Here is a 17,627-nt window from a genome sequence, read left to right as displayed (position 1 = left end):
TTTAGCCGCACACGAGGCGGAAGAGGTTACTCTTTGCCGGTCTTCTGGGCGATGAGAACAGCTTCCGCAATCGCGCTTGCGCTCGCGACATGGTCCAGAGCCGCCTTGTAAGCGGCGTCTCCATCCCCCTGCCGGATGGCCTCGACGATCTTTTCCATTTGCGCCGGACCTTCGGTATCGCGGCTTTTCGTCTTGATCGTCATCGAACGAAGATGGTTGATCCGCACCGTCAGCAGGTTGACGACGCCCCAGGCGACATGCCGGTCGATCTTGCTGAACAGCGTCTGATAAAAGGACGAGGTATGCGCCAGAACGCCCGGCATATCCCTTTCGACATAGCTTTCGCGGATATGACTGAGCGAAGCTTCGAGCGCTTCCACGATGGCAGGATCGCGGCGCTCCGCACAAAGGCGTGCCGCCATTCCCTCCAGCGCACCGCGAATTTCATAAATCTGCTTCGCCTCATCGAGATCGAGCATTGCGACCATCGGGCCCTTGTTCGGCAAATTCGCCACCAGCCCCTCGGATTCCAGATGCCGCAGGACCTCACGAACGATGGTGCGGGAAACGCCGAGCTGGGCGCAGAGATCGCGCTCCACCAGACGGTCGCCCGGGCGGAAATAACCGTTCACGATGGCGTCACGGACCTTGTCGAGCGCGAGTTCCCTCAGCGTCTTTGTCGGGCGCTCAACGCGAATGGCAGTTCCGTGGGAAGCATCTGTCATGGTATCACCTCGTTTGACACCTCCCGTTTCGTCGCAACGCGGTTACGAACAAGAGCGAGAAATGGCGTTTGTATTATGGCGTACCAACTTATTTAGCGCCGTGCTCTCTTTATGGCAACATCAGCACGGCTCACGCAGAATGCTCATCCCATTCTTTCCGAAGCGTAAGAGCCGGGACCTGGGGGAAACACAACGGTTCGGCTGCCGTTCAGGAATACGCGACGGTGAATATGGGCGTGTATGGCACGCGCCAGCACCTGCGCCTCCACGTCGCGGCCAAGCGACACGTAATCCTCGGCCGACTGGGCATGGGTGATGCGCACGGTATCCTGCTCGATGATCGGTCCCTCATCCAGATCGGCAGTCACATAATGCGCCGTCGCGCCGATCAGCTTCACACCGCGCTGATAGGCCTGCTTGTAAGGGTTGGCCCCCTTGAAGGACGGCAGGAAGGAGTGGTGGATATTGATGATCCTGCCTGACATCGCCTCGCACATCCTGTCGGAAAGCACCTGCATGTAACGCGCCAGCACGATGAGTTCCGTAGCCGAGCTTTCCACGATCTCCATGATCCGGGCTTCGGCCTGCGGTTTGTTCTCTTTCGTCACCGGAATGTGGTGGAACGGAATGTCGTGATTGACGACGACCTTCTGATAATCGAAATGGTTCGAGACGACGCCGACAATATCGATCGGCAGCGCCCCGATGCGCCAGCGGTAGAGCAGGTCATTGAGGCAATGGCCGAAGCGCGACACCATCAAAAGAACCTTCATCCGCTCTGCCTGGTCGTGCAGCGCCACCTCCATGCCGAACTTTTCCGAGATCGGAGCAAGCCCGGCCATCAAGGCGTCGCGTGTCGCACCCTCCTCGGAAATGAAACCCACACGTATGAAAAAACGACCGGTGCCGAGATCGTCGAATTGCGAACTGTCGACGATGTTGCACCCCTTCTCAGCGAGAAAGCCTGAAAGGGCGGCGACGATGCCGCGGGTGGATTTGCATGTCACGGTCAGGACGAAGTTCGTCATCTGGCACTCTTTCTGTCATCGATAAAGCATGTCTCCCAAAAGTGTGCAGCGGTTTTGGGAGACATGATTAAAAACAAAGATCAAAAGCGCGTGGCATGAAGCAGATTGGACGCGACGCGCTTTAGTGAAAAACCCCGCGCTCTTGATCAGCGCGGGGAAAAGCCGCAAGGGCGGCGGGGAAAATCGGGCTCAGACGTCGAGGGTGGTCTGATGCTCCCAGGCGGTGAATTGCGAGCAATAGCTGTTCCACTCACCCTGCTTGAGCTTCAGATAGGCCTTGGAGAATTCAGTGCCGAGAGCCTGCTGCAATTCCGCATCCTTCTCATATTCGCGCAGCGCATCGAGAAGGTTGAGCGGCAGCTTCGGTGCGTCCGTGACCTTGTGGCCCTCGCGATACATATCGATATCGTAGTGCGGACCGGGATCGGCCTTGGAGCGGACACCGGAAAGGCCGGCGGCGATGATGATGGCCTGCAGCAGATAGGGGTTCACGGCGCCATCCGGCAGGCGCAGTTCGAACCGCCCCGGCCCGGGCACGCGCACCATATGGGTGCGGTTATTGCCGGTCCAGGTCACCGTATTCGGCGCCCAGGTCGCGCCGGAAATGGTGCGCGGCGCGTTGATACGTTTATAGGAATTGACCGTCGGATTGGTGACGGCCGCAAGCGCCGACGCATGTTTCATGATGCCGCCGAGAAACGTCTTGCCCTTGGCCGACAGACCGAACGGCATTTCCCTGTCGGCAAAGGCATTGACCTTGCCGTCGAGGTCCCAGACCGAAATATGGGCATGGCAGCCATTGCCGGTCAGGCCCTTGAACGGCTTCGGCATGAAGGTGGCGCGCAGCCCGTGCTTTTCGGCGACGGATTTGACCATGAATTTGAAGAAGGAATGTTTGTCTGCGGTCTGCAGCGCATCGTCATATTCCCAGTTCATCTCGAACTGGCCGTTCGCGTCCTCATGGTCATTCTGGTAGGGCTTCCAGCCCAGCTCCAGCATGTAATCGCAAATCTCGGCAATGACATCATAACGGCGCATCACCGCCTGCTGGTCGTAGCAGGGCTTTTCCGCCGTGTCGTATTCGTCGGAGATTTTCGCACCATCAGGCGAAATCAGGAAAAATTCCGGCTCCACGCCGGTCTTGACCCTGAGCCCTTCGCTCGCCGCCTCAGCGATGAGCTTTTTCAGCACCACGCGCGGCGCCTGCTCCACCGGCTGGCCTTCCATCACGCAATCGGCAGCGACCCAGGCGACATCCTTTTTCCACGGAAGCTGGATGACCGAGGAAGCGTCGGGCACGGCAAAAAGATCGGGATGGGCGGGCGTCAGATCGAACCAGGTGGCGAAGCCCGCAAAACCTGCGCCATCCTTCTGCATATCGGCAATCGCTTCTGCAGGAACCAGCTTGGCGCGCTGGCCGCCGAACAGATCGGTATAACTGATCATGAAATATTTGATGCCCTTTTCGGCAGCAAATTTGGAGAGGTCCAGTGTCACGTCATTCCCCTTTTTTTGAATATCAGACACTTCATCGAAAAAAGACGGGCACATCCTCCCAAATGCGCCCGTCCGTTCTTTATGGCTTAAAAGCTGCCTTTCCCGGGGAACCAGTTCGTTCCCGCCAGCGGAACCTGCGCCATGGCGGCAGCCTCCATCGTCAGCGCCACCAGATCTTCCGGCTCCAGATTGTGGAGATGGTTCTTGCCGCAGGCACGCGCGATGGTCTGCGCCTCGAGCGTCATGACCTTCAGGTAATTGGCAAGACGGCGGCCGGCGGCCACGGGATCGAGGCGAGCGGCAAGCTCCGGATCCTGCGTGGTGATGCCGGCGGGGTCTTTGCCCTCGTGCCAGTCATCGTAAGCGCCAGCCGTGGTGCCGAGTTTCTGGTATTCGTCTTCCCATTTCGGATCATTGTCGCCCAGCGCCACCAGCGCCGCAGTGCCTATAGCGACCGCATCGGCACCCAGCGCCAGCGCCTTGGCGACATCCGCACCCGAACGGATACCGCCGGAGACGATGAGCTGCACCTTGCGGTGCATGCCGAGATCCTGAAGCGCCTGCACGGCGGGGCGAATGCAGGCGAGCGTTGGCATGCCGACATTTTCGATGAAGACATCCTGCGTGGCCGCCGTGCCACCCTGCATGCCGTCCAGCACCACCACATCCGCACCGGCCTTCACCGCCAGCGCCGTGTCGTAATAGGGCCGTGCGCCGCCAACCTTGATATAGATCGGCTTTTCCCAGTCGGTAATTTCGCGCAGTTCGAGGATCTTGATTTCGAGATCATCCGGGCCGGTCCAATCGGGATGGCGGCAGGCGGAACGCTGGTCGATGCCCTTCGGAAGGTTGCGCATATTGGCGACGCGATCGGAAATCTTCTGGCCCAGCAACATGCCGCCGCCGCCCGGTTTCGCGCCCTGGCCGACGACGACCTCGATGGCGTCCGCACGGCGCAGATCCTTCGGGTTCATGCCGTAACGGGAGGGCAGGTACTGGTAAACCAGCGTCTGGCTGTGGCCGCGCTCCTCATCCGTCATGCCGCCATCGCCGGTCGTGGTTGAGGTGCCGGCGATGGTCGCGCCCCGGCCGAGCGCTTCCTTGGCGTTGCCTGACAGAGCGCCGAAGCTCATGCCGGCAATGGTGATCGGCGTTTTCAACGTGATCGGCTTCTTCGCGAAGCGCGTACCGAGCGTAACTGTCGTATCGCATTTCTCGCGATAACCTTCGAGCGGATAACGCGAGATGGACGCGCCGAGAAACAGGAGATCGTCGAAATGCGGCACCTTGCGCTTGGTGCCCGCGCCGCGAATATCATAGATGCCGGTCGCAGCCGCGCGGCGGATTTCCGCCAGTGTATGGTCATCGAAAGTTGCGGATTTGCGCGGCGGGGTGAAGGGGTTGTGATAGCTCATCGGAATGTCCCTCGCCTCAATACGCGTCGGCGTTGTCGATGTTGAAATTGTAGAGCGTGCGTGCCGAGCCGTAGCGCTTGAACTCACCGGGGCCGACATCCGTGACACCGGCTTTGTCGAGAAGTTCAGCGAGCTTTTCGAGATGTTCGGGCCGCATCTCCTTCTCGATGCAATCGGCACCCAGGCTCTTCACCGAACCGCGCACGAAAAGCTTCGCCTCATAAAGGGAATCGCCAAGCGCATCGCCCGCATCGCCGCAGACGACGAGGTGGCCGGACTGGCCCATGAAGGCCGACATGTGGCCGATATTGCCCTTCACGACGATATCGATGCCCTTCATGGAAATGCCGCAGCGGGATGCGGCATTGCCCTTGATGACCAGAAGCCCGCCGCGGCCGGTGGCGCCGGCATATTGCGAGGCGTCGCCCTCGATGACGACCGTGCCGGACATCATGTTCTCAGCGACACCCGGCCCGGCCGAGCCGTGCACGGTGACGGTGCCGCCATCATTCATGCCGGCGCAATAATAACCGACCGAACCGTGCACATCGACGGTGACGGGGCTGTCGATGCCGACCGCCACGGCATGGTGGCCGCGCGGATTGACGACTTCGAATTCGGTGTCGTTCGCGCCCGAGGAAAGACCGTGGAGCGCCTTGTTGAGTTCACGCAGCGGCGTGTGGGAGAGATCGAAAACTGGCATGGATATGACTTTCAAAACAGGCGCCGATCACGGGTCTCAGGCGGCCTTTTCATGGTCCCAGAAATAGACGGTCGCCGGTTCCGGCTCCCAGACGCGGGCATTTTCAATGCCGGGCAGATTGACCAGAGCGCGATACTCAGAGCCGAAAGCGACATATTGGTCGGTCTCGGCCATGACAGCAGGCTTGCAGGCGATGGGATCACGCACCACGCCGAAACCGGATTTGGTGCCGACGACGAAAGTGAAGAAACCATCGAGATCGTCGAGCGCGCCGGTCAGCGCCTCGCCCAGATCCTTGCCCTTGGCCATTTCCGCGGTGAGATAGGCGGCGGCGACTTCCGAGTCGTTCTGGGTCTCGAACGTCATGCCTTCACGCACCAGTTCGCGGCGCAGATTATTATGGTTGGAAAGCGAGCCATTATGCACCAGGCACTGGTCTGCACCGGTGGAAAAGGGATGCGCGCCAAGCGTCGTCACCGCCGATTCCGTCGCCATGCGGGTGTGGCCGATGCCATGGGTGCCGGCCATGGAACACACGTCAAAACGGGTGACGACATCCTTCGGAAGACCGGTTTCCTTGTAGATTTCGACGCTGTCGCCGGAACCCATCACGCGCACATTCGGGCGGATTGCGGATAGAACCGCGCGGATACCATCCAGCTTCTCGGCGGGAATATCGAGAACAGCATGAGTGCTTTTCACCGTGACCACGGCATCGACGCCGCTTTCCTTCAGCGCTTCGGCCAGGCCGGAAAAATCGGCGGCGGGATCGGCCGACTGGATCGTTACTTTCGCGCGGCCATCGGCAGCGCTTCCGTAGATCGCGATACCGGCCGAATCCGGGCCGCGATCGGTCATGGTGACGAGCATGTCCGAAAGCAGCGCACCCAGCTGCGGTTCAAGGCTTTTGTCTTTCAGGAATAGTCCAACAATGCCGCACATCGACAGGCACCTCCATTCGTTTCTGAATGAAGGGCTAACATATGGAATTCCATTCCGTCAACTATCAGGAATATTTTTTTCTTCTAAGGCAAATTATCAATCGTTGCCCAGCCGCCTCTGCGGATATGAAATGATCGACAGATAACGGGCGGGAAGCTTCACCAATTCCTCCGGCCCATGCGGCGCATCGGCGTCGAAAAACAGGCTGTCGCCGGCCTGCATGGTGAAAAGCTGCTCGCCGTGGCGGTAAACCACCTCGCCTTCCAGCATGTATAGAAACTCCATCCCCTCATGCTGGAAGGTCGGGAACACGTCCGAATCCTTGGTCAGCGTGATGAGATAGGGCTCGACGGTTACGCCGCTGGTATTGTTGTCGATATGGCCGAGCAGGCTGTATTGATGACCGGCGCGAGTGCCCCTGCGCTCGATATTCACGCCCTGCCCCGCCTTGACGAAGGTGGCGCTGCGCGGTTCCTCGAAACCGCGAAAGAAGGCCGTGATCGGCACGCCCAGCGCCTTTGAGAGCGTCTGCAGCGTGGTGAGCGACGGCGAGATATTGCCGTTTTCGATCTTGGAAAGCATGCCCACGGAAACGCCGGTGGCCGATGCAAGATCGGTGACCGTGATACCGAGTTTCTTGCGATAGGCGCGCACCTCATGGCCAATCGCCATTTCCAGATTATTGACCCTTGGCTCGCGGATGGCATGGGGATCCTGCGACAGGAACTGCGCAGTTTCGGTCTTGGTGGTATCCTTCGCCATGGTGTCCTCCGGCATTATCGTGTTTTCCCTTCCTTACAGGAAAACTATTTTAATTCGGAGGAAATCTTTGCCGCAGTGTATTTGGGGTGTGGCCGAACCGGGCCTTGAAGCTTCCGGAAAAATGCCCGGCGCTCGAGAAGCCGGTGGCGAAGGCCACTTCGGCAATGGAGAGCGGGCTTTGCTCCAGCAGCCGCCGGGCGTGATCGAGACGGATCGCGCGGTATGTTTCCAGAAATGTCGTTTTCAGATGGGTTGCGAAAAGCCGGTCGAGGTGGCGCGCGCTGGTTCCCGCCAGTTTCGCCATGGTCTGCCGGTCGAGCGGGCTTTCAATGGTCGTTTCCATTTTTTCCAGCACGGCCAGCAGGGCCGGATGGTTGGTGCCATGACGCTCGGCGGCGGAACCCCTTTGCGGCGCGCCGGGTTCGGCCACGGCCGTGTGCAGATACCAGTCGCTGACACGCCGTGCGAAATGAGCGCCCATTCTCTGCGAAATCATCGCATGCATCATGTCGAGGGGCGCGACGCCGCCGGCGCAGGTGATGCGGTCCCCGTCGAAAACAAACCGCGCCTGCCGGGGCGTCAGATGGTCGAAGGCCTCTTTCAGCACCGGCGCATGCTCCCAGTGAATGGTGAAATCGCGGTTTTCCAGCAATCCCGCCGCCGCCAGCACATAAGCGCCGCTGGAAATGCCCCCGATCCGGACACCCTGCCGCGCCAGCCGCCTTAACGTGCCGTAGGAATTTTCCGCAACGGTCCAGTCCTGCGGCCCGCCCCCTGCGCAGACGAAGATCGTGTGGCATCTCCCGCCTGCGGTGGCGAGTGCCTCGCAGCCGACAATGATGCCGGAAGAACTTCTGACAGCCTCGCCATCGAAAGAAAGCTGAACCACATCGTAGAGATCGGTTCCGGCGATCAGATTGGCGGCGCGCAATGGCTCCGCCGCCGAGGCGTAAGACATCAGCGCGAAATTCGGAACCAGGATGAAACCAATGCGCTGGACATTCTTCTGCTCGATGGTCGTCATGTCTCTTTTTTAAATCATTATGTCCCTTATTTGCAATTCCCTTTCGAACGACGCCGGTAAGCTTGCGCGATATCGTTCGAGGTACGCAGATGCGCTATTCCGCCTTTTCCATTTTCAAGAACGGCCTTTTCGGCAACAAGGCGTGGAAACCCGCCTGGCGGGAGGTGTCTCCGAAACCGCATTATGACGTCATCATCGTTGGCGGCGGCGGACACGGGTTGGCGACGGCCTATTATCTTGCGAAAGAATTCGGCGTCACCAATGTCGCGGTGCTGGAAAAAAACTACATCGGCTCCGGTAATGTCGGCCGTAACACCACGATCATTCGCTCCAATTATCTGCTGCCGGGTAACAATCCCTTCTACGAGCTTTCGATGAAGCTGTGGGAAGGGCTGGAGCAGGATTTCAATTTCAACGCCATGGTTTCCCAGCGCGGCGTGCTGAACCTCTATCATTCGGACGCACAGCGCGATGCCTATACAAGGCGCGGCAACGCCATGCGGCTGCACGGCGTCGATGCCGAATTGCTGGATCGCGCCGCAGTGAAGGCCATGCTGCCGTTTCTCGATTTCGACAATGCCCGCTTTCCGGTGCAGGGCGGCCTGCTGCAAAGACGCGGCGGCACTGTGCGTCACGATGCCGTCGCCTGGGGTTATGCGCGCGGCGCAGACAGCCGCGGTGTCGATATCATTCAGGGCTGCGAGGTAACCGGCATTCGCCGCGAAAACGGGAGGGTCGTGGGTGTGGAGACCGCCAAGGGCTTCATCGGCTGCGGCAAGCTGGCGCTCGCGGCAGCCGGCAATTCCTCGCAGGTGGCCGCCATGGCCGGGCTGAAACTGCCGATCGAAAGCCATGTGCTGCAGGCTTTCGTGTCTGAAGGGCTGAAGCCCTTCATCGATGGCGTCGTCACCTTCGGGGCCGGCCATTTTTACGTCTCGCAATCGGACAAGGGTGGCCTCGTCTTCGGCGGCGACATAGACGGCTACAACTCCTATGCCCAGCGCGGCAATCTGGCGACGGTCGAACATGTCGCGGAGGCAGGCAAGGCGATGATACCAGCGCTCTCGCGCGTCCGGGTGCTGCGGTCCTGGGGCGGCATCATGGATATGTCGATGGATGGTTCGCCGATCATCGACCAGACCCCGATCGACAATCTCTACCTGAATTCCGGCTGGTGTTATGGCGGCTTCAAGGCGACGCCCGCTTCCGGTTTCTGCTTCGCCCATCTTCTGGCGCGCGGCGCACCGCAGGAAACGGCAACGGCCTTCCGGCTGGATCGCTTCCGGCGCGGTTATCTCATCGATGAAAAGGGCCAGGGCGCCCAGCCTAACCTTCACTAAATCTGTAGCGGGATTTCAGGCGAAAACCGCTCACAGTTTTCGCCATCCCGCTATCTGGCGGATCAAGGACATCTGAAATGGCAAGTCTCGTGCCCTGCCCGCATTGCGGGCCAAGACCCAGGGAAGAATTCATCATCAAGGGCGCAGCCCTTCAAAGGCCCGCCGCCGATGCCGGCGCGGAGGAATGGTTCGATTATGTATATCTGCGCGACAATCCGCGCGGAGCCTATGAGGAATATTGGCATCACACATCCGGCTGCCGCCGCTGGCTGGTCGTCGCCCGCGATACCGCCACCCATGAGATATCCGCCTGCCGCGACGCCGCCGACAAGACGAAAGTGACAAACGCATGAGTGCCAACCGCCTGAAGACCGGCGGTCTGATCGACCGTTCCAAACCGCTTTCCTTCACCTTCGACGGCAAGCCGATGTCAGGCTTTGAAGGCGACAGCCTCGCCTCCGCCCTGCTCGCCAACGGCCAGAAACTCGTCGGTCGCAGTTTCAAATACCACCGCCCGCGCGGCATATTGACGGCGGGTGCAGCCGAGCCGAACGCGCTGATAACCATTGGCCGCGGCGGGCGCACGGAGCCGAACACCCGCGCCACCATGCAGGAGCTTTATGCCGGGCTGGAAGCCAACAGCCAGAACCGCTGGCCCTCTCTCGATTTCGATATCGGCGCCTTGACCGGCCTTCTGTCTCCCTTCCTCGGTGCGGGGTTCTACTACAAGACTTTCATGTGGCCTGCCGCCTTCTGGGAAAAGGTTTATGAGCCCTTCATCCGCAAAGCCGCCGGCCTCGGCAAGGCGAGCTACGAGGCGGATCCGGATGCCTATGACAAATGCTGGGCGCATTGCGACCTGCTGGTGATCGGCTCCGGCGCGGCGGGTCTGGCGGCAGCGCTTGCCGCAGGACGCGCCGGCGCGCGCGTCATCATTGTCGATGAACATTCCGTGGCGGGCGGTGGGCTTCTTTCCGAAACGGCAGCCATCGGCGGCAAGAGCGCTCCGGATTTCGCAGCGCAATGCGTTGCCGAGCTCGAAACCCTGCCGAATGTGACGGTGCTGACGCGAACCACGGCTTTCGGCTGGTATGACGGCAATGTCTTCGGCGCGGTGGAGCGGGTGCAGAAACATCTGCCAGATCCGAAAGCCCATGTGCCCGTGGAGCGCCTGTGGCGCATCGTCGCCAAGCGGGCGCTGCTTGCCACTGGCGCGGAAGAACGACCGCTGGTCTTCGGCGGCAACGATGTTCCCGGCGTGATGATGGCGGGCGCCATGCGCAGCTATCTCAATCGATATGCCGTCAGCCCCGGCACGGCGACGGCAATTTTCACCACCAATGACAGCGGTTATGCGCTCGCCCGCGATCTGGAGGCGCAGGGCGTCGCTCTGGCCGCCATCATCGACAGCCGTGAGCAGGGCAATCCGGGCTACGAAGGCAAAGCGCGCGTCATCAAAGGTGGTGTCGTCTCCAATGCCAAGGGCGGCAAGTCGCTTTCCGCCATCGAGATTTATGCGAATGGCCAGGCTGAGAACCTGAATGTCGATGCGCTGGCCATGTCGGGCGGCTTCAGCCCCATCATCCATCTCGCCTGCCATCGCGGCGGCAAGCCGGTCTGGTCGGAAGACGATGCCGCTTTCCTGGCGCCCGGCAATCTCAAGGGGCTGGAACTCGCCGGCGCGGTTTCCGCAATAAACGGTATCGCCGCCTGCCTTGAGGATGGCGCGCGGAAGGGCGCGGCCTTGGCGCAAGAGCTCGGCTTTGCATCAGCTGCACCGACATTCGGCGCGGTGGAAAACGATATCGTAGCCCCGCCTGCAAAACCGCTATGGTCCATCCCCGGCATCAAAGCGAAAGCCTTTGTCGATTATCAGAACGACGTTCACCGCAAGGATCTCGGCCTCGCCATCCGTGAAGGTTATGGCCATGTCGAACTCGCCAAACGCTACACCACGAACGGCATGGCGACGGATCAGGGCAAGCTTTCGAATGTCAACGCCATCGGGCTGTTGGCCGAAGCGCGCGGCGTCTCCCCGGCGGATGTCGGCACCACGACGTTCCGGCCGTTTTATACGCCCGTCTCCTTCGGCGCGTTGACTGGGGCCTATCATGGCCAGCATTTCCAACCGGTGCGCAAATCGCCGCTGCATGGTTGGGCCGAGAAAAACGGGGCCGTCTTCGTCGAAACCGGGCTTTGGTATCGCTCCTCCTGGTTTCCGCGCGAAGGCGAAAGGGGCTGGCGGGAAAGCGTCGACCGTGAGGTTCTGAATGTGCGCAAGTATGCCGGGCTCTGCGATGTGTCGATGCTCGGCAAGATCGAGATTTGCGGCCGCGACGCCGCCGAATTCCTGAACCGGGTTTATTGCAACGCTTTCCTCAAACTGCCGGTCGGCAAGGCGCGTTATGGCCTGATGCTGCGTGAGGACGGCATGATCTACGACGACGGCACCACCAGCCGGCTGGAGGAAAACCGCTTCTTCATGACGACCACCACCGCCTATGCGGCGGGCGTCATGAACCATCTTGAATTCTGCGCGCAGGCGCTCTGGCCGGATCTCGACGTGCGGCTTGCCTCCGTCACCGATCAATGGGCGCAGATGGCGATTGCCGGGCCGAAGGCGCGCGCCATTCTTCAGAGGATCGTCGATGAAGATATTTCCGACGAGGCCTTTCCCTTCGTTGCAGCCCGGGAAGTCTCCTTGTTTGGCGGGCAACTGCATGGACGCCTGTTCCGGATTTCCTTCTCCGGCGAACTGGCCTACGAGCTTGCCGTCCCGGCCGGCTACGGCGAGAGCGTCGCCGATGCCCTGATGGAAGCCGGCGAGCCGGAGAATATCATGCCCTATGGCGTCGAGGCGCTTGGCGTGCTGCGCATCGAAAAGGGCCACGTCACTCACAATGAAATCAACGGCACGGTGGTGCCCGCCGATCTCGGCTTCGGCAAAATGGTCTCCACCACGAAGACCGATTTCATTGGCCGACGGATGCTGGAGCGCGAGGGGCTTTCCGACACCGACCGCCCGAGCCTCGTCGGCGTCGTGCCGCTTGATCCAAAACAGTCCTTCCGCACCGGCTCGCATATTCTTGCGAAGAATGCCACGGCAACGCTGGAGAACGATCAGGGTTATGTGACCTCCAGCGCCTTCTCACCGCATCTGGGTTCGACCATCGGTCTCGCCCTCGTCAAGAATGGCCCTGCGCGGCATGGCGAGGAAATCATGGTCTGGAACGGTCTGCGCAACGAATTTACCCAAGCCCGCCTTTGCAACCCGGTTTTTGTCGATCCTCAAAACGAGAAACTCCATGTCTGATTTCAAGTCTGATCTCCAGTCTGACTTCCGGCCGACGCTCCGCCCGGTGCTGGGCGCAAAGCGAGCGATTGCCTCCACCGCCATCAAGCTCTGTCCCCTGCCGGAAGGCACGATCATCCACGTTCTGGCCGCACCCGGCGCAGCAGATTTGGAAGCCCGCCTTCGCGACCTTGCCACAGGCGATATACGCGCGGTCTCACCGGGCCAATTGTTCATCGTCGGTGAACACCCCCTGTCTCACGCTGATATGAAGGCGCTTCTTGCAGCGCTCGAGCCTTTGGCAACGGGTGTCGACCAGAGCCAGGGACGCGTTCGCATCCGCATCGAAGGCAAGATGGCCGAGCGGGTTCTGGCCAAAGGCACGGCGGTCGACCTGTCTTTCGCAGCATTCCCGGTGGGACATTCCGCCGCGACGCTGATCGGCCACATCGCCGCCCACCTCACCCGGCTTGACGGACAGGTCTTCGAAGTCATCGTGCTGCGCGGTTTTGCCGAAAGCCTGTGGGACGATCTTGCCCGGATGAGCCTCGAATTCCAGTAATCGCGTCGGTCAGGCGTTGCTCGATGGTGCCACTAAAACAGATGGCGTCATCTGCTGTGCCTGATTACCAAACTTATGCAAACGGCGTTTGCAACTGAATCGCTTTTATGACGCCTTCTCGGCAGGAAACGCTTTTGTTTACCCGAGAGCCAGCGTCTCACTCTTCCGGAGAGAGCTGCACCTGCACGCAGGAAATTATTTCCGCTCTTCTGACGCCGCGTCGCACGGCGGGCGCAACGAAATACCTATGGCTTGTTCTTATCTGGGCGCATCATGAAAAGTTCTCCAACACGGCGAGGAACGTGTGCCGATCGCCCTGTCCTTCAGTCAGCCTAACGCGCCCCTCGATGTCGGCGAGATGGTGGTCCATCAACTCCTGTGCCTTCGCCAGGTCTTTCGCCTTCAGCGCCGTAACGATCAGGCGGTGGTGGTCGGCGCCACAGTCGTCCTTCTTGTCTTCTTCATAGAGCGCCATGACGAGGGAAAGGCGCGCGACGATCTTGGATAGCATTTCGGTCATGACGGCATTGCCGCCAAGCTCCGCCAGAACAATATGGAATTTTCCGGAAAGCACCGTCTTCGACTTTTCGTCGCCGTGGTGGTGGATGTGCTCTTCCTCGTCGGTCAACTTTTCCAGCGCATCCAGTTGTTCGGTGGTGGCACGGGACATTACGAGGTCGAGGATCGCATGTTCGATCTTGCGGCGCGCCTCGAACAAAGCCTTGGCTTCTTCGATGCCCGGCTCTGCGACGAAGGTGCCGCGGTTGCGCTTGCGCTCGAGCAGATGGTCGCTTTCCAGCACGCCGAGAGCGCCACGGACAACGGTGCGGCTGACGCCGAAATGGTCGGCAATGGCATCTTCGAGGATTTTGGTGCCGGGTTTCAGCGCGCCTTCGCCGATGGCAGTGGCAAGGGTCGTGCGAATGCGCTCAGAGACGTCGTCATTGGCATTTTCTGCCGCTTCGGCTGCGCTCGGCGCCTTGGGGGCGGATTTTGGGGTCTGCCGACGAGTCTTCTTCATGTCCTGCTCCGCATGCATTCGAGCGGCCGGTCGCTCGATCTGATCACATCCATACACATATTGTTGCGTACATTGATACGCGCTGGAAATCCACTTGATCTTGGGTTTTGCACGATGACGGCAGAGATCTCCACCGTCATCGCGTAAGTCGAAATCAGGCCGCCTGCCGTTTCGCCACGGATGGGGAAAGATCGATGCCATTATCGGCGCAGATTGTCTCGATATGCCTGGCCGAATTTCGGATGAAGATGATGGCCGCGTCGAAGCCATAGGCCTGCTTTTCATAGGACGGATAGCCGTAGTTGGTCGCCTCATAGGTCTCCCAATCCGGGATCTCGCCGGCAGCAACACGTTTTTCAAAGGCGCTGATGAGGGAAAGATAGGCGTCGAGCTCTTCGGCATCGAGGTCCGGGTGGGCAGCGCGCCACGCAGGGTCGTCGATCTCGATGCACTGACGTGGATTGGCCTTGCGCGGCTTGTCTTCGACGGAGGCGGCAACCTCCAATGAGAGATTGAGATCAGGGTTCGCAACGGCCAGGATTGGAATGATCGTGGCAAAATCAACGATCCCGCGACCGACGGGGCGGGTCTGGAAATCGAGGCCGCCCGGAGCGCGGCCCACATAGGCGTCCTTGATATGGGTCTGGCGAACGTATGGCGCGACGCGTTTTGCGGCGTAAACCGGATGTTCCCCGCGCTGCAGGCCGTTCGCCGTGTCGAAGACAACGCCCATGCAATCCTCACCGACCTTTTCGATCAGCCTGAGGATTTCGAAGGACGTAATCTCGTCATGGGTTTCCATATTGAGATGGACACCATTGGCGCGCGCTACGGGAGCAAGCTTCAGCAAGACCTTCTCGATTGCGAGCAACTGCTCTTCCCAGGTGACGTCGGTGCGGAAGCGGTCATTTGCCAGCCTGCCACGATACTCCGATTTGAAATTGCCCGGCGAGATCCATAGCTCGCGGCAGCCGATGGAAACGCTTGCCTCGATCATTCGGGTAAAGCCCAGAATGACGTCGCCATCGCCGATCGCCCGGAACTCCGGAGCCTCGGCACTGCAATAGGGATTGATCTTGCCGAGGCCACTTTCGAGGTAGAGCCCCAGTTCATCGGCCTTCTCGCGGATATCGCGAAGGGCACCCTTGTCGAGCGTCGGGCTCATGTCGAGAATTGTCGGGAAGAACAGGCCCGCAAGGCCAAGCTCCTTGACAAGGTCAAGGCTTGCGAGCGGCCCGCGTTTCACGAACTCGGGAAGCTTCTGGCTATCGATACCCAGTCTCATAATAGTCTCTCCTTGGTGTTTCCTGATGGGATTCGCTGCGGTGACGATCCCTTGGTTGGTTGATTTTCTGGCATCATTGTCTGCGCGCTGGCGCCCCCCATGCTCAATTTTTGCCTCTGTTCGAGCGGCCTTTTGGCGCGAGCTTCCGTTCCAGATAGTGCTGGCCGATGGACGCAATCGTGGTGATCCCGAGATACCAAAGCGAGGCAACGCACAGGAGCTCGATGACGAGGAAGTTGCGGGCATAGATGGCCTGCGCCTGTGTCAACAAATCCTGCATCCCGATGACTGAAACGATGGCACTCGCCTTCAGCATGCCGATCGCCTGGTTTCCGGTCGGCGGGACGATCAGCCTTATTGCCTGAGGGAGGACCACCGTTCGCAGAGTCTGTGATGGTCTGAGGCCCAGAGACGATGCGGCTTCGCGCTGTCCCCGATCCACGGCAGTCAAGCCACCACGAATGATCTCGCTCATGTTCGCCGCCTCGTGCAGACCAAGCGCCAGGAAGCCGGCCAAGGCGGGCGTGACGATGTCGTTTACCGAAACCGACCAGGAACCGAATCCGATCTCGGGGACGAAGAGCGCGATGTTGAACCAGAAGAATATCTGGACGATCAGCGGTACGCCGCGGAACCACCAGACAAAGGCGACGGCGATCGCCTTGAGAACGAGGTTCTGGCTCGTCGCCATAATGGCGATGAGGCAACCGATGACGATGCCGGCGACCATGGCGCCGGCCGTCAATTCGAGCGTCAGAACGACGCCGCCAAGAATGACGGGGTCGATCATGTAGCGCGGGATCTCGCTCCATTGGACGCTCTGATTTCGCCCGACAGCCAGGACCATGAGGGCCAGCACAAGGATCGCAATACTACCGGTTGCGACCTGCCCCCAGCGTATCGGCTTGCGGACTGGAGGCACGATGGTCATACTGATCGGTTGAGCAAAGAGTGCCATGGCTCAATCCACCGGCATGGAGGCAGCATCGTTGAACTTGACGGTCTTCACGGCAAGCGGGCCAAGGCTCCATTTCTCCATGATGGCCTGATAGGCACCGCTGTCGACCATGTGCTGGAGCGAGGCAATCAAGGCATCCCGGAGCTCTGGATTATCCTTCGAGACCAGCATGCCAAGATAACCGACGGCGAGGCGGACATCGGGCAAGGCTTGCAAACCGACTCCTTTGCCGGTCTGCTTTTCGGTGGTGTAGACGCTCGTTGCATAACCATTGACGGTCGCATCGGCGCGGCCCGTTCGCACGGCCTGCAGGACGTCAGGCATTTTCGGGATGGACATGATCTCGATGGGCGCGGTCTTGCATTTTGCCGAAGCAGCAACGACGAGCCTGTTCTGGAAGGTTCCGACCGGCACGGCAACCTTCTTGCCGCAGAGGTCTTCCATGTTCTTGATGCCGAGCGGATTGCCCTTGACCGTCATGATGGTTGTTGCGTCATACATGTAGTCGATCACGTCGACCTGCTTTTCCAGTTCCACATCGTCATTGATGCCGGAAAGCGTCATGTCGAACCGCTTGGAGAGCACGGCGGGAACGATGGCTGCGCCCGCGCCGACATTGGTCATCTGCACATCGACGCCCAGAATGACGCCGAGCGCTGCCGCGAGGTCGGCATCGATGCCAATCAGCTTGCCGGCCTCGTCCTGGAAGCTGATCGGCGGCGTCAGATCCGTCGCAACCTTCAGCTCCTTCTTTTCCTTGATCGCGGCGGGCAAGCGATCTGCCAATTGCTGATTGAAGGCGACGCCTGGAAGTTTGGCCACATCCGCCTCTGGCACCATCTTCACGGGCGTACCCTCTGCAGCCTGCGCGGTTGAGGCGAGGAGAGCTAGAGCGACGCCTGCCAGGGCGGCTGTGAGAGTCTTCTTGAAACTATGCATGCGGAACCCCTTCTTCACATTATCTGTCGTCGTGAATTTTCAGATTGGACGAAGCAATCAGCATGCCAGTTCGACGTATCAGATCCTATATGACTGTTTTTAATTGCTTATTTTTTTAATACTCAGATCGCATA

The 17,627-nt window shown here is 59.9% G+C and carries 16 protein-coding genes; 4 read left to right on the top strand and 12 right to left on the bottom strand.

What is annotated here, in order from left to right:
• Positions 1-26: 26 nt before the first annotated feature.
• The 8 genes from RAC79_RS09655 to RAC79_RS09620 all read right to left on the bottom strand — a co-directional run bounded on the left by RAC79_RS09655 (position 27) and on the right by RAC79_RS09620 (position 8,096).
• The gene (locus RAC79_RS09655; RefSeq protein ID WP_059757796.1) at positions 27-725 is read right to left on the bottom strand and encodes a GntR family transcriptional regulator; all 699 of its coding nucleotides are present in this window, start codon (positions 723-725) and stop codon (positions 27-29) included.
• A gap of 143 nt (positions 726-868) precedes the next feature.
• Positions 869-1,753, bottom strand: coding sequence for a formyltetrahydrofolate deformylase (purU, locus tag RAC79_RS09650; protein ID WP_142845379.1), 885 nt, complete (start codon positions 1,751-1,753; stop codon positions 869-871).
• Positions 1,754-1,942: 189 nt separating this feature from the next.
• Positions 1,943-3,250, bottom strand: a complete 1,308-nt coding sequence (gene glnT, locus RAC79_RS09645; RefSeq protein WP_078052224.1) for a type III glutamate--ammonia ligase — start codon at positions 3,248-3,250, stop codon at positions 1,943-1,945.
• 86 nt (positions 3,251-3,336) lie between these two features.
• Positions 3,337-4,665 (bottom strand): FMN-binding glutamate synthase family protein, encoded by a 1,329-nt coding sequence (locus RAC79_RS09640; protein ID WP_078052083.1) that lies wholly within the window; start codon positions 4,663-4,665, stop codon positions 3,337-3,339.
• Positions 4,666-4,681: 16 nt separating this feature from the next.
• Positions 4,682-5,368 carry a GXGXG domain-containing protein gene (locus RAC79_RS09635; protein WP_174040081.1) on the bottom strand — a complete coding sequence of 229 codons (687 nt, stop codon included), beginning with the start codon at positions 5,366-5,368 and terminating at the stop codon, positions 4,682-4,684.
• A gap of 36 nt (positions 5,369-5,404) precedes the next feature.
• The gene (locus tag RAC79_RS09630) at positions 5,405-6,310 is read right to left on the bottom strand and encodes a glutamine amidotransferase family protein (RefSeq protein ID WP_174040082.1); all 906 of its coding nucleotides are present in this window, start codon (positions 6,308-6,310) and stop codon (positions 5,405-5,407) included.
• Between the two features lie 96 nt (positions 6,311-6,406).
• Positions 6,407-7,087 (bottom strand): XRE family transcriptional regulator, encoded by a 681-nt coding sequence (locus RAC79_RS09625; protein WP_003519605.1) that lies wholly within the window; start codon positions 7,085-7,087, stop codon positions 6,407-6,409.
• 34 nt (positions 7,088-7,121) lie between these two features.
• Entirely contained in the window at positions 7,122-8,096 is a 975-nt protein-coding gene (locus RAC79_RS09620) for a GlxA family transcriptional regulator (RefSeq protein WP_174040083.1), read from the bottom strand.
• Positions 8,097-8,185: 89 nt separating this feature from the next.
• Here RAC79_RS09620 and RAC79_RS09615 point away from each other — a divergent pair, with 89 nt between their 5' ends.
• The 4 genes from RAC79_RS09615 to soxG all read left to right on the top strand — a co-directional run bounded on the left by RAC79_RS09615 (position 8,186) and on the right by soxG (position 13,290).
• Positions 8,186-9,436: a sarcosine oxidase subunit beta family protein gene (locus RAC79_RS09615; protein ID WP_174040084.1), complete on the top strand. Its 1,251-nt coding sequence runs from the start codon at positions 8,186-8,188 to the stop codon at positions 9,434-9,436.
• 77 nt (positions 9,437-9,513) lie between these two features.
• On the top strand, positions 9,514-9,789 hold the full coding sequence (locus RAC79_RS09610) for a sarcosine oxidase subunit delta (protein WP_125144996.1): 276 nt from the start codon (positions 9,514-9,516) through the stop codon (positions 9,787-9,789).
• A complete protein-coding gene (locus RAC79_RS09605) occupies positions 9,786-12,749 on the top strand; it encodes a sarcosine oxidase subunit alpha (RefSeq protein WP_174040085.1) in 2,964 nt (987 codons plus the stop codon). Before RAC79_RS09610 ends, RAC79_RS09605 begins: the two co-directional genes overlap by 4 nt.
• Positions 12,742-13,290, top strand: coding sequence for a sarcosine oxidase subunit gamma family protein (soxG, locus tag RAC79_RS09600; RefSeq protein ID WP_174040086.1), 549 nt, complete (start codon positions 12,742-12,744; stop codon positions 13,288-13,290). Before RAC79_RS09605 ends, soxG begins: the two co-directional genes overlap by 8 nt.
• 271 nt (positions 13,291-13,561) lie before the next feature.
• Here the strand turns inward: soxG and RAC79_RS09595 are convergent, their stop codons facing one another.
• From RAC79_RS09595 to RAC79_RS09580, 4 genes are all read right to left on the bottom strand, one after another.
• Positions 13,562-14,311: a GntR family transcriptional regulator gene (locus RAC79_RS09595; protein ID WP_065656697.1), complete on the bottom strand. Its 750-nt coding sequence runs from the start codon at positions 14,309-14,311 to the stop codon at positions 13,562-13,564.
• 154 nt (positions 14,312-14,465) lie between these two features.
• Positions 14,466-15,596, bottom strand: a complete 1,131-nt coding sequence (locus tag RAC79_RS09590; protein ID WP_174040087.1) for a sugar phosphate isomerase/epimerase family protein — start codon at positions 15,594-15,596, stop codon at positions 14,466-14,468.
• A gap of 103 nt (positions 15,597-15,699) precedes the next feature.
• Positions 15,700-16,554, bottom strand: a complete 855-nt coding sequence (locus tag RAC79_RS09585) for an amino acid ABC transporter permease (protein ID WP_174040088.1) — start codon at positions 16,552-16,554, stop codon at positions 15,700-15,702.
• A gap of 3 nt (positions 16,555-16,557) precedes the next feature.
• A complete protein-coding gene (locus RAC79_RS09580; RefSeq protein ID WP_142845386.1) occupies positions 16,558-17,493 on the bottom strand; it encodes an ABC transporter substrate-binding protein in 936 nt (311 codons plus the stop codon).
• Positions 17,494-17,627 lie beyond the last annotated feature (134 nt).

Origin of the sequence: Agrobacterium sp. LR_9 (genome assembly GCF_041954855.1) — a bacterium.
In the GTDB taxonomy this organism is placed as follows: domain Bacteria; phylum Pseudomonadota; class Alphaproteobacteria; order Rhizobiales; family Rhizobiaceae; genus Agrobacterium; species Agrobacterium leguminum.
The sequence above is the reverse complement of the archived record's forward strand: the minus strand, read 5'-3'. Positions and strand labels throughout refer to the sequence as shown.